This is a genomic window from Paraburkholderia sp. IW21 (assembly GCF_041321145.1).
Lineage (GTDB): Bacteria > Pseudomonadota > Gammaproteobacteria > Burkholderiales > Burkholderiaceae > Paraburkholderia.
The window spans coordinates 205521-218761 of the sequence record NZ_JBGGWA010000012.1; the positions used below are offsets into that span (position 1 = coordinate 205521).

Sequence of the window (13241 nt, forward strand, 5' to 3'; positions counted from 1 at the left end):
TATTAGCCTGGACATTCTCGTCGATGGACAACGTTTTGATCGCGAGATCGTCCGGCCGCGGATCGACAGCATGAAAACCACGGCGATTTACCGGCGAGGACGCAATAGTCGCTTCTGAAGAAGCGTTCGTAGATCACGGCGCGTATCGGTGTCGACGTGAATGTAAATCGTGTCGTCGCGCACCTCGATGCGCGCAGCAAAGGGCAGGGATGCATGTTGGTTCCCCTATGGCAAGCGTCGTTTAGCGTGCCGTCGCGGCAGCTGCCGTGACGCGCGGCAGGATCGACGCAAACACGTCCGCTAGCGCAGTTGCGCCGAAACGCCGCTCGCTGATCTCCGTTTCGACGTCGATGCCGCCTGCATTGTGTGCGTCATACAGGTCTGTGATGAGGCGCGCGTGGTTCTCGCCGAGTCCCGCGCTCTGGAGCATGGCAGCCCATTCGCCACGCGGCACTTCGTGCGCCGTGATCTGACGGTGCGCCAATTCGCCGAGCGTGCGTGCGACGTCTAACGCACTGACGCGCGCTTCACCTTCAATACTCACCACACGGGGCGATACCTTCGCCGGTTTGTCGTCGAGCAGCAGTTCGGCGGCCAGCAGCCCGACGTCCTGTGCGGCGACCGTCGGAAACAGCTTGCTTACCGGATGATGCAGGCTCGGCAGCACGCCCGTGGCGAGCGCGATCGGCAGCACGCGAACCCAGTTGTGCATGTGTTCCGCGGCGCGTAGAAACGTCAACTGCGAGGCAACGGGCGCGAGTTGCATTTCGAGGTAGTGGAATAGCGTCGTGATGCCCGTGCCGTTCGCGTGTTCCGCGCCGTAGTCGGAGAGCGCGAGCACGCGTTGCGGCGGGTTGGCGCGTAAGGCGTCGGCGCTTACGTCGATCATGCGCCGCATCGTGGCGGCGGGATCGGCGTCGCCATACGGCACCGGACAAAGCACCTGCACCGCGTACCCGCCGTCGATAGCCCGCGCGACCGCAGCCGGGTCGAGTAGATCGGCGATGGCGATGTCACAGCCGATCTCGGCTAACACTTGGCCTTGCCGGTCGTTGCGGACAACCGCGCGCACTTCCCGGCCCGCCCGGCGCAATGCCGCGGCGCTCACTCTGCCTACATTGCCTGCTGCTCCAAAAATCACAAACACGGTGGGCTCCTTTTCGGATGAGTGTCTCGCCATCATAGGGACGCGCGGAGCAGGAAACGCACAGGCACGGATCGTCGTGCGCAGATTCGGATGATTGTTTTCCTGGTGGCGACGCTCGCATGCGAGTGGAGGCTGCGAGCGCCAAGCGAAGCAGTGAAAAACATCGCACAATGCAGGACACGTTGGCCGCCATCTACGAGGGGATGCCATGAACGCCGTGACACCGATACCGCAGCCGCACAGTGGTTCCCGCATTGCATTGCGCTCCAGTAAGGCACTTGGCTGGCAGGGCTTCGGCGCGGAGCTGGTCAATGTGTCGGCCGGACTGCACCGGATTGCGGCGCTCAAGCATCATCGCGTGGGTGTGCATGTGGGCGCGCCGGTCAAGGCGCGTTGCATGTGCAACGAGCGTCGCTACTCGCGGATTCAGGCGCATGGCGATGCCGATGTGATTCCCGCGGGAGTCGATGGACAGTGGACCGATGAATCCGCCTGTACGATTTTCAGCGTGTGGATCGGCGAGGACTTCGCGCAGAGGACTGTCGAACAGTTGGCGTTGAAGTCGAGCGAAGCGCGGCTGCGCCCGCAGTTCCAGATGCGCGATCCGCGCTTTCAGCATCTGGCCTGGGCGTTACGTGCCGAACTCGAAGCCGACGATGCGTCCGATCCCCTTTACGCCGAGAGCCTGTGTACGGCGATGGTGGTGCGGCTGATCGGCGGCGCGCCAATGCTCGACATCGACCAGAAGCGCCGCACGCTTGCACCGAAGACCGCCACGCGGGTGATCGATTTTATCGAAGCACATCTGGATCAGCGCCTTACGCTTGGCGAACTCGCTGCGCATGCCGGGTTGAGCGTGCCGCATTTCAAGGCGCTGTTTCGCGAAACGCTTGGTATGCCCGTGCATCAGTATGTAGTGCAGCGGCGAGTGGAGCGGGCGAGGGGGTTATTGCTTCAAGGCAGGCTGAGCGCGAGTCAGATTGCGCTGGAGACGGGCTTTGCGCATCAGAGTCATATGGCGCATTGGGTGGGGCGGTTGCTGGGGGTTACGCCGCGGGACATTGCGAAAGCAGGCGGACAAGTGATTTCCATTGGCGCCGCGCGCGACTAGCCATCATGTAGCGAGCAACAGACGTCGCATCTCGCTGGCTTGTGGGGCCTCGTCCAGGCATTCACTGACATAGTCCGTCATCCGCTGGAAGTCGGGATCTTATCAGCGCGCTGTGCAATGCCTTCAGCCCATCTTCGTCGGCGCTCTACATTGCCTGCACGACAAATGACATGGCATCGTCGTCGCACTGTTTCGAGGGATTCAGTTCGATGGTCATGATCTTAGCTAATCGTCAGGAAGGGTTGAGTAGCTCGATACGATGCGTGCGCAGATGACGCAGACGCTCGGGCCTGAAGCGGCGCAACGCGTCGTGCAGATGCAACAGGCCGACGACGCCCGGCAAGCCTGCTATGCGGACTACTCAAGCTAGCGCGCGCAGATCGACAAACAGGATTTGCGGGCGCAGCAACGCGCCGCGTCGCTCGATCGCGGCAACGGTCCAACAAACTGAACCCGCTATCGCGACGGGGCGCGACATCTCAATCCGGCGCCGCGCCCGTCAACTGCGAATACACATCACGCGACAGTGGCAACGGCACCTTGCGATCGATCCTGCATGACACCGCATACCACCCAAGAGAACACGTTTACCGGGCCGTCCTCATAAGCTTGAACGCGGTGATATTCGGGTTCACCTGACGATGCGAAATGCACAGCGTCATCATTGCGCCATGTGTCGCTGGAGCCGAGCGAAACGCGGCTTCGTTTGCGGTTCGAAGGTGCGACCCAACCAGACGAATCGATTGAAATTTGCAGGTGTTTGATCGTACGTCGCCGTCAGACGCACTGTCGCTCTGGCTCGCGTGCGTCAACGCGGCGCACGTTTTTCACGCTAAAAGGTATTGCTCGACGATCTCTCGTATCGTAATTTATTTGTAATTTTACTGACGAAGGTGTGACATGCAGACATCGAAGAGGTCTCGCGGCATGGTTTCAGCAGCGTTCGCAAACACAACACTTGCCGTTTTCTTGACGGTGGCTATGCCGTCCAGCGTTCCGCCCTCCGTTGCCGCTTCATTTGCGGCAAAAATCGACGATTATGCGGCGACCCGCTTCCCGATTATCCTCGTGCATGGGTTTGGCGGCAGCGACAAGCTTAACGGTCTTGATTACTTTTATCGCATGCCGGCTGACCTCCGGCGGCATGGCGCGACAGTTTATTCGGCGAACGTGTCAGGCTTTCATGGCGACGACGGCGCGAACGGCCGGGGCGAACAATTGTTGGCCTATGTGAAGCAAGTGCAAGCTGCGACTGGTGCGCAGAAGGTCAATTTGATCGGTTATAGCCAAGGCGGCTTGACCGTGCGCTACGTGGCGGCGGTGGCGCCTGGGTTGGTTGCTTCGGTGACGACCATCGGCGCACCGCATCGGGGTTCCGAGGTTGCTGATTTTGTCGATGAATTGCTGAAAAAAGATCCGACGGGCCTGTCAGTACCGATCATTGCGTCATTGGCGAATGCGATGGGTACGCTCGCAAATATGAGCTCGCAGCAAGATGCGGTTGCCGGGCTGCGGGCTTTGACGAAATCGTACAGCGCGGACTTCAACACCCGTTATCCGAGTCCAGGACTCGGCGCATCGGGCTCATGCCAAGGGGGCGCGGCGACCCAAACTGTCAACGGTAATACTCAACTGCTGTATTCGTGGACCGGTAGCGCCATTCAGCCGGCGACCGTGCTCGGCACCGCGGGCTCCGCCGACACAAGTGTCGCCCTGATCGACGTGGCGAAAACGCTCGACGCATCCACGTCCGTGTTGCACAGCACCGGTTCAATCATGTTGAGTCGTGGGTCCGGGCAGAACGACGGAATGGTATCAGTCTGCAGCGCGAAGTTCGGCACCGTGCTTAGCGCCAGCTACAAATGGAACCACTTCGATGAGATCAATCAATTGCTCGGCATTCGGGGAGCCAGGGCCGAGGATCCGGTGGCGGTCATGCGCATGCACGCGAATCGGCTCAAGACCGCAGGTGTCTAAGCGATGCCGCTTATGAACGGGCGACGCGCTGACACGGGCGGCAAGCGGCTCACAGTTGCCTTGATCGGCACGGTATCGGTCGGAGGTGTGCTTTGGGTCACCTTGACTCCGTCGACTGAACAATCGTCCAAATTGACGGTTGCGGGTAACCCGCAATCGTCAGTTGCCGTAAGCGACCGCATCGATGCACGCGAGCGGCTGGTCACCGTGTTACCCGCGTCGCTCGCTGGCACATCTGCGCCACGACTGCCAATCGATGGACGCGGCCATTTGGCCCATACAGCATCCGTGCGCGACTTCTTCGATTATTTCCTGACGACACAAAACGAAGTCTCCGCTGCGACGCTCGACGCATTAGTGCGGCGTCAGATCGCCGCGCAACTCGATGGCACCGCAGCCGCTGGCGAAGCGCTGTCCGCCTGGCAACGTTACACAGAATATCGAGCAGTGCTCGACCGATTGCCACAAACCGTAGCCGCCGCGGGTGAAAAAGCTGATCTCGACGCGCTGCAACGCTACGTCGATCAGCGCGATGCGCTGGCTGTGAGTCTGTTGGGCGAATGGCAGGAGCCGTTTTTCGGCACGGAGTCGCAGCAGCAACGCGCCGATTTGGAGCGCTTGCGTATCGTGTCGGATAGCTCGCTGAACAGCGAACAAAAAGCGACCCGTCTTGCTGCACTCGACGCGGCACTTCCACCGGAAACACGCGCGACTCACGAGCGCGTACGCCAGCAACAGATGGCGCTCGAATCGATCGATCAGGCCCAAAAGCAGGGCGGTTCGCTCGATACGATGCGTGCACAGATCACGCAGACACTTGGCCCCGAGGCTGCGGAACGCGTCGTGCAAATGCAGCAAGCCGACAACGCCTGGCAGGCCCGATATACGGACTACTCGAACGAGCGCGCACAAATCGACCAACAGGATTTGCCGCCACAGCAGCGCGAAGCCCAGATCGCACAACTGCGCCAGCAGTTCTTCACGAACACGAGCGACGCCATGCGCGCCGCGTCGCTCGATCGCGACAGCGGTTCAGCCAACTGAAACATCGATCGTGGTGCGGTTTGGCACGGACTCGTCGGTTCGCGTCGGCGATTTAGCAGAAAACTGTGCAACGTCACCACAATCCCATTGAACGATGAGCAAGCCGGTTCGCACGCCGCCTTATTCCGCGTTTGCAAGATGTTTTTTCTGAAGCAAAAACACAGGAATAAAAGCCGCGAAGCCGTGGTTCTTCCTCATGCAAACCCGCACAAAACTCACCGGAGTTCATCATGAAGAAGATCACTTTTTCCGCATTGTCCCTCGTCGTTCTTGCCGCTTCGTCGAACGCTTTCGCAGAAGGAAAGACACGTGCTCAGGTATACCAGGAATTGATCGAAGCACAACAGAACGGCCTTAACTACGTCACCGATGCTTCGTATCCCGATGTGAATCCCGTGTTCGCCCAGCAGGTCGAGCGCCACAAGGAAGCACTCGCAGCACAAGCGGCCGCCGCGAGCCGCGTCGTGAGCGGCAGCACGCCGGCCGGCAGCGCCAATTGAAAGTATCGATATCCGGCGTGCACGCAGAACGGAGCCACGCCGGATATTGAGGGGAATGGATCGACGTGTCGCGTATTGGACGATGAGTGCACCGCGAGGCGAGCGTTAACGTTTCACCCGTTCCGAACGCGGATCATAAGGGGCCTTCAGATGCACCGTAGCCGGCAGCAGAACGCCGGCGACATCGATTGTGTATTGTCCGTTGTTCAGATATGCAGCATCCGCCACGCCGTCTGGATTGTTCACATAACCCATTGCCACCGGACAACCGAGTGTGTGTCCGAATGCCGCCGAACTGACGAAGCCGACCGGCTTGCCGTCGCGCAGAATGGCTTCGCCGCCCCAGAGCATGCAATCGGCGGCGCCGTCGGCGGTGAGCACCACCATGCGGCGGCGCAGCGGTTCGGCGCGCAACTTCAGCAACGCATCGCGGCCGCGGAAGGGGATGTCCTTATCGAGCTTGCACGCGAATGAGAGGCCCGCTTCGAACGGATTCGTGTCCGGTGTGAGTTCGCGGCCCCACGCACGATAGCCCTTTTCGATACGCAGCGAATCGATCGCGTAATAGCCTGCATTGACGAGACCCAACACCTTGCCCACTTCGTGCAGCGTTTCGTACACGCTGAGCGCGAATTCGACCGGCACGTAAAGCTCCCAGCCGAGTTCGCCCACGTAGGTAAGCCGGGTGGCGCGCAGCGTCGCGTAGCCGACGTCGACCTCGCGGCTCTGGCCGAACGCGAACGCCTCATTGCTCCAGTCCGTTTTCGACACGCTTTGCAGCAGCTCGCGCGAGCGCGGGCCCATCACGGCGAGCACGGCGTATTGGCCGGTGACGTCGACCAGGGTGCAGTGCTTGTCGTGCGGAATGGCTTTTTCGATCGTATCGAAATCGCGCGTGGTTTGCGCGGTGCCGGTGACGAGCAGGTATTGGTCGTCGGCGAGGCGGGTCAGCGTGAAGTCCGATTCGTAAGTGCCGCGCTCGTTAAGCATGCCGGTGTAGACCGTGGTGCCCGGCGGTACGGCCACATCGTTGGCGACGATGCCTTGCAGCACGCTTTCCGCGTCACGTCCTTTGATGAGAAATTTGGAGAACGAAGTCATGTCGAACAGCGCGACGCCTTCGCGGCACGCGCGATGTTCGGCGCCACTCCACGGCAGCCAGTTCTGCTGGCCGAACGCGTAGTCGATCTGGGCTTGTTCGGGAGCCGGTGCGAAAAAATTCGCGCGTTCCCAGCCCATCTTGCTGCCGAAACAGGCGCCGTCGTCGCGCAGCAGCGAATACAGCGGAGAGCGGCGAAACGGCCGCGCGCTGTCGAGTTCGCGATTCGGCCACGGCATCGCGTAATGCAGGCCGAGCGTTTCTTTCACGCGATCATGCAGCCACGTGTCGTTGCCGTTAAAGCGCGCAAAGCGGCGGATGTCCACCGGCCACAGGTCCATTGTGGGTTCACCCGCGACGATCCATTCGGCGAGCGCCATGCCGGCGCCGCCCGCCGACGCGATCCCCATCGAATTGAACCCCGCGCCGACGAAAAAGCGCCGCAATTCCGGCGCCTCGCCGAGCATGAAGTTGTTGTCCGGCGTGAACGACTCCGGGCCGTTGTAGAACTGCCGCACCTGGGCGGTTTCAAGTGCGGGCACGCGTTGCAGCGCATTTTCCATCAGGATTTCGAACTGATCCCAGTCGTCGGGCAGCAGCTGGAATTCGAAATTCTCGGGGATGCCGTTCATGCCCCACGGCTTCGCGTTCGGCTCGAAGCCGCCCATTACGAGGCCGCCCACTTCTTCCTTGAAGTAGATGAAGCCATCCGGATCGCGCATCACCGGCAGGTCCGGATGTACGCCGGCGATCCGCTCGGTGACGATGTAGTAGTGCTCGGCCGAATGCAGCGGCACGGTCACGCCGCACAGGCGGCCTACGGCCTTGGCCCACTGGCCCGCGCAATTCACGACGACGTCCGCGCCGATCGTGCCTTCTTCGCCGTCCTTGTTGCGCCACGCGAGGCCGCGGACTTCGCGTGCGCCGTTCGCCTTGCCGTCTTGCGCGATGCGCGTGTGGATCGCTGTCACGCGGGTGTTTTCGACGATGCGGGCGCCGCGCCTGCGGGCGCCGCGGGCGAGGGCCTGAGTCAGGTCGGTGGGGTTCGCCCGGCCGTCGCCGGGCAGCCAGACGGCGCCGAGCAAATCGTCGGTGCGCATCACCGGCCATAGATCGCCGGCTTCCTGTGGAGTGATCACGTCGCACGCCACGCCGTAGGCGCGCGCGACGGCGGCGGTGCGTTTGAGTTGTGTCATCCGCTCGGCCGTGCGGGCCACCGAGAGCGAGCCGCATTGCTTCCAGCCGGTCGCAAGACCGGTGTCGGCTTCAAGTTCGGCGTAGAGCGCGGTCGAATAGCGGATCAGCCGGGTCATGCTTTCCTGAGCGCGCAATTGGCCGACGAGGCCGGCCGCGTGCCAGGTCGTGCCGCACGACAGCTGGCCCTGTTCGAGCAGAACCACATCGGTCCAACCCAGTTTAGTAAGGTGATAGGCAACCGAGCAGCCAATGATGCCGCCACCAATGATAACGACGCGGGCGTGGCTGGGAATCGATGTGGACATATGTGGAAATATGTTGATTGATTGTCCGTAGCTTGCCGCAAAAAAACACAGAACGCAACGAGCGATTGGTTCTGTTGCGATGGCGCTTGTGTCATTCGTGGGTCACACTGAAACGCTATTTACGTCTTCCGGGCGTCTGCTCGGATTGCATTGCAGCAAGTTTTCTTGAATGGCTCACTGGTTGCCGATGCGATGTGGTTTCGGTTGGTAATGTGTGGGTATTTTCCTCGCATGAATGTGCCTTTTGCTAGACTGTGTCTGTCCGCCATCGCTCAACGCCTTATGTTCTCCACCCAACGCCAAGCCGAAATTCTGCGGCTCGTCCGCGAGCAGCGCACCTGCACGATCACCGATCTCGCCGGCCGCTTCGACGTTTCCGACGAGACCATCCGCCGCAACATCAAGCCGTTGATCGCCGACGGCCTGCTCATCAAGGTGCACGGGGGCATCATGCTGCCGGCGCGTCTCGACGAGCCGCCGTTCCAGCGGCGCATGGTGGCGAGCCGTGAGGGCAAGCAGGCGATCGGCGCGCGCGTCAGCGAATTGGTCCGGGACGGCGATTCGCTGATCCTCGAGGGCGGTACGACCTGTCTGCATATCGCGCAGGCGCTCGCGGCGCGCTCGCGGCTCACGGTGGTGACCAATTCCATCGAAGTGGCTCGACTGTTGGCGCCGCGTAACGGGAACCGCGTGTTCATCGCCGGCGGCGAGCTGCGCGCCGACGACGCTGCCGCTTTCGGCGACAGCGTGCTCGCCTTTCTGCGACAGTTCCACGTGCGCTATGCGATCGCCTCGGTCACCGCAATCGATATGCAAGGCCGTTTCATGGACGCGTTGCCCGCCGACGTCGCGTTTTCGCTCGCGGCCTTCGCGCAGGCTGAGCAGCGCGTGGTCGCGGCGGATCATGCGAAATTCGGCCATAGCGCGCTGGTACACGCTTTCGGCCCGAACGCCATCGATCTGCTGGTCACCGACGAAGCGCCCGCACCCGCGCTCGCTCAAGTGTTCGCGGCAGCCGGCCTGGAAGTCAGTGTCGGCGCGCCTGCGCGCGGCGGCGCCGAGCCGGATGCCGAAAACGATAGCGCAGCCGGCTTGACGATCGGCTCTGCGCTCTAAGAAAGCCGCACCGCAGATCAGCGCCGTGTGCGCCCATGCCGGCCGCCGATCGGCTGCGCACGCCCAGTCCAGTCAAACCCGGTCAAGCATCCCGTCCGTTGCGCCGCCTTTAATGGCACCGCCACAGCCCATTGCGTCCAACGCGTAAAATGGCCGGTTAGCACCGGCACTCTACGCTGGACAGAAACTGCGCCGGCAGGCGCGCTACGCCGCCTGCCGCGTCGATTCCGCGCGGTTGGCGCCGCCGGCTTCGAATATGGATGAACCCTGATGTCGTCAGTTTTCTTTGATCGGGAACGGATTGCGGAATGGCTCGGTGACCACACCGTCGCGAAGGCGCGTTCGGTCGGCGCCGTCACGAACGTGAAATGGCACGGCGATACGCTCAGCGGCTATGTGCAAGGCACGCAAGTCCTTCCATACCACACCCGGGTGCGATTTCGCACCGATGGCGGTGCCCCTTGGGCGCAGGGGGACTGCAGTTGCCCGGTCGGCCGCAACTGCAAGCATGTCGCCGCGCTGCTGCTCGCCGAGCTCGAGTATCACGACGAGATGGACCACATCACCAACGTCGACATCGACGTGGATGGGCACGCGTCCACCGGCTATCCGCGCACGGCGTCGGGAACAACGGCGCAGCCGTCCGCCGGCGTGCGCCCCGAACTGGTCAGTTGGCTCGAGCGTTTTCGCGCGCGCGCCGAGGCCGCCGATGCGGTCGCCCAGAAGGCGGCCTCGGCACGCACTCAGACGCTAGCCTATCTGCTGAACTGGTCCCACTTCCACATGCGCCACGAGGTCGTGTTGTACCGGGCGCGGTGCCATCCGGACGGCACGATTTTCGATGTCGACGAGCCTTGGGGCAATGTGGAAGCGGCCCTGCTCAAGCAACCAAAGTTCGTCTCCGACGAAGATCTGTCGATCCTGCGCGGCCTGTGGCTCGGCCGCTCCCGCGAGGATTTCGGCCAGTTCATTCTGCGCGGCACAAGCGGCGCGGAGATGCTGCAAAAGCTGATCGCCACGGGGCGCCTGTTCTTTGAGTTCAAACCGGCGCGCGGTCGGGCGGGGCCGACCCCGCTGTCGCGCGGCGCCGACCGGCCCGGGCGGATCGAATGGGAGCCGCTGGCTGACGAGCGCTTGCGGCCCGTGCTGTGCACCGAGCCGCACGCCACCATGGTGCTGCCCACCGAGCCGATCTGGTATGTGGACGGCGTCGCGAACGAAGCGGGCATCGTCGAGTCGTCGTTGCCGTTTCAGCAGTTGCCCGACTACCTCGCCATGCCGCCGATTTCGCTCGCCGAAGCGCCGCTGGTTGCGTCGGTGCTGCGCGAGATCGCGCCGGACCTGCCGCTGCCGCCCACGCACGACGCCTCCGCGATTCGCGTCATCGACGTCGAACCCGTGCCGGTGCTCACGCTCAACAGCCATGCGCTGCCGTCTACGGCCAAGGCGGGGCTGCGCAAGTCCGAGGCGGTCGAGCTGGCCGGCGTCAGTTTCGATTACGACGGCGTCAGCATCAATGTCGATAGCAGCGTCACACTCGTGCCGATGCCGGGCGGTGACGTGATCCATATCCGCCGTCGCTATGATGCCGAGAAAAAACGCCTTCTCGAACTGCGCAAGACCGGGCTGCAGAAAGTGCCGACCAGCCGCGTCTACGCGTCACGGCTGCTGCCCGACACGATGCTCGGCCTGCCCGATGCGGACGCGTGGTCCGCCTTCGTGAGCGACGCCGTGCCGGATCTCGTGAGCAAAGGCTGGCGCGTGACAATGGCGCCGGAGTTCCGCTACAACGTCATCGAGATCGACGCGATCGACGGCACCGCGCATCAGGCCGGCGACGGCTGGTTCGATCTGGAGATGGGCATCCGGATCGGCGAGCGCAACGTGCGGCTCGAGCCGCTGCTCGCCGATCTGTTCCGGCGTGACAAGCGCTGGTTGAGCGGCGCGCTGGAAGCCATCGCCGACGACGAGCGGATCGAGCTGAAGACAGAAGAAAACAAGCGTCTGCGATTGCGCGCCGACCGCCTGAAGCCGGTGGTGCGCGTACTGGTCGACCTGTTCGACGCGCTGGGCGGCTCGTTAGCCGAGGGCGCGCCGCTGCGTGTGCCTTCGGTCGATGCTGGCCGTCTGGAAGCGCTGAACAGCACGGGCCGCTGGCAATTCAAGGGTGAAGACTCGATCCGCCAACTGGCGCAGCGTCTGCAAGCCGGCCCGGGCTTGCACGAGGTGCCGGTGCCGCGTGGTCTGCGGGCCGAACTGCGCGTGTATCAGCAGCAGGGCCTGAACTGGATGCAGTTTCTGCGCGAACACGATCTGGCCGGCGTGCTCGCCGACGACATGGGTCTCGGCAAAACCGTGCAGACCCTTGCGCATATCCTCGCAGAGAAAGAAGCTGGGCGGCTCGACCGTCCCGCGCTGATCGTCGTGCCGACCACGCTCGTGCACAACTGGCGCGAGGAAGCGCGCCGCTTCGCGCCCGAACTGAAAGTGCTGGTGCTAAACGGCCCGCAGCGCAAGGAGCGTTTCGAGCAGATCGGCGAGCACGAACTGATTCTGACGACTTACGCGCTGCTGTGGCGCGATCAGAAGGTGCTCGCCGAGCATGACTATCACTTGCTGATTCTCGATGAGGCGCAGTACGTCAAGAACGCCAGCACCAAAGCCGCGCAGGCGATCCGCGGGTTGCACGCGCGGCACCGGCTGTGTTTGACGGGAACGCCGCTGGAGAATCACCTTGGCGAGCTGTGGTCGCAATTCGATTTTCTGCTGCCGGGCTTTCTCGGCAGCCAGAAAGACTTCACCAAACGCTGGCGCAATCCGATCGAGAAGAACGGCGACGGCGTGCGGCGCGCGTTGCTGGCGCGCCGCATCCGGCCGTTCATGCTGCGCCGCCGTAAGGACGAGGTTGCGAAGGAGTTGCCGGCCAAGACCACCATCGTGTGCTCGGTCGATCTTGAAGGCGCACAGCGCGATCTATACGAAACGGTGCGTACGTCGATGCAGGAGAAAGTGCGCGCGGCGGTCAGCGCGCAAGGTCTCGCGCGCAGCCACATCATCGTGCTGGATGCCTTGCTGAAGCTGCGCCAGGTCTGCTGCGATCCGCGTCTCGTGCGCAAAGTCAAGGCCGCCATGGAAGTGGGCGAACCGAGCGAGAAGCGCGACAAAACTGAAAAAGCCGAGAAGGGCGCGCGCGCCACGCGCTCGGCCAAGCTCGATTTGCTGTTGTCGATGCTGCCTGAATTGATCGAGGAAGGACGGCGCGTGCTGCTGTTCTCGCAGTTCACCGGCATGTTGTCGCTGATCGCCGAGGCGCTCCAGGAAGCGGCGATTCCCTACGTAATCCTGACCGGCGACACGGCGGACCGCATCACGCCGGTCGAGCGTTTCCAGCAAGGCGAGGTGCCGCTGTTCCTGATCAGCCTGAAAGCAGGCGGCGTGGGCCTGAACCTGACCGCCGCCGACACGGTGATTCACTACGACCCGTGGTGGAACCCCGCCGCCGAGAATCAGGCGACCGACCGGGCGCACCGGTTGGGGCAGGACAAGCCGGTATTCGTCTACAAGCTGATTGCCGCGGGCAGCATCGAAGAGAAGATCGTGGCGTTGCAGGAGCAGAAGGCGGGCCTCGCCGACAGCATTCTCTCCGAAGACGCCGCCGGCGCCGCCAAGTTCTCGGACGACGACCTCGATGCGCTATTCGCACCGATGCCGGAGATTGAAGGCGGCCGATGAAGGGGGCGCCTTC

Annotated in this window: 8 protein-coding genes and 2 pseudogenes; 7 read left to right on the forward strand and 3 right to left on the reverse strand. The window is 62.7% G+C overall.

The annotated features are described in order from the left end of the window. Positions 1-241: 241 nt before the first annotated feature. Positions 242-1147, reverse strand: a complete 906-nt coding sequence (locus ACAX43_RS26195) for an NAD(P)H-binding protein (protein WP_370711306.1) — start codon at positions 1145-1147, stop codon at positions 242-244. Positions 1148-1355: 208 nt separating this feature from the next. Here ACAX43_RS26195 and ACAX43_RS26200 point away from each other — a divergent pair, with 208 nt between their 5' ends. Beyond that, positions 1356-2258, forward strand: coding sequence for a helix-turn-helix domain-containing protein (locus tag ACAX43_RS26200; protein WP_370711307.1), 903 nt, complete (start codon positions 1356-1358; stop codon positions 2256-2258). Positions 2259-2511: 253 nt separating this feature from the next. Then, a pseudogene (locus ACAX43_RS26205) lies at positions 2512-2709 on the forward strand (lipase secretion chaperone); the annotation flags it as partial. A 28-nt stretch (positions 2710-2737) separates the two neighbouring features. Here ACAX43_RS26205 and ACAX43_RS26210 read toward each other — a convergent pair. Further along, positions 2738-2932: pseudogene (locus tag ACAX43_RS26210) on the reverse strand (anti-sigma factor); the annotation flags it as partial. 226 nt (positions 2933-3158) lie between these two features. On the opposite strand from ACAX43_RS26210, the gene ACAX43_RS26215 reads away from it, so the two are divergent. From ACAX43_RS26215 to ACAX43_RS26225, 3 genes are all read left to right on the forward strand, one after another. Then, positions 3159-4235 carry a triacylglycerol lipase gene (locus ACAX43_RS26215; RefSeq protein ID WP_370711308.1) on the forward strand — a complete coding sequence of 359 codons (1077 nt, stop codon included), beginning with the start codon at positions 3159-3161 and terminating at the stop codon, positions 4233-4235. A 12-nt stretch (positions 4236-4247) separates the two neighbouring features. After that, positions 4248-5279, forward strand: coding sequence for a lipase secretion chaperone (locus tag ACAX43_RS26220; RefSeq protein ID WP_370711309.1), 1032 nt, complete (start codon positions 4248-4250; stop codon positions 5277-5279). Positions 5280-5509: 230 nt separating this feature from the next. Beyond that, positions 5510-5779 (forward strand): DUF4148 domain-containing protein, encoded by a 270-nt coding sequence (locus tag ACAX43_RS26225; protein ID WP_370711310.1) that lies wholly within the window; start codon positions 5510-5512, stop codon positions 5777-5779. Between the two features lie 105 nt (positions 5780-5884). On the opposite strand, the gene ACAX43_RS26230 is transcribed toward ACAX43_RS26225, so the two are convergent. Further along, entirely contained in the window at positions 5885-8380 is a 2496-nt protein-coding gene (locus tag ACAX43_RS26230) for an FAD-dependent oxidoreductase (protein ID WP_370711311.1), read from the reverse strand. A gap of 282 nt (positions 8381-8662) precedes the next feature. On the opposite strand from ACAX43_RS26230, the gene ACAX43_RS26235 reads away from it, so the two are divergent. Both ACAX43_RS26235 and ACAX43_RS26240 read left to right on the forward strand, forming a co-directional pair. Further along, on the forward strand, positions 8663-9496 hold the full coding sequence (locus tag ACAX43_RS26235) for a DeoR/GlpR family DNA-binding transcription regulator (protein ID WP_370711312.1): 834 nt from the start codon (positions 8663-8665) through the stop codon (positions 9494-9496). Between the two features lie 270 nt (positions 9497-9766). After that, positions 9767-13228, forward strand: coding sequence for an SNF2-related protein (locus ACAX43_RS26240; protein WP_370711313.1), 3462 nt, complete (start codon positions 9767-9769; stop codon positions 13226-13228). Positions 13229-13241: the final 13 nt, after the last annotated feature.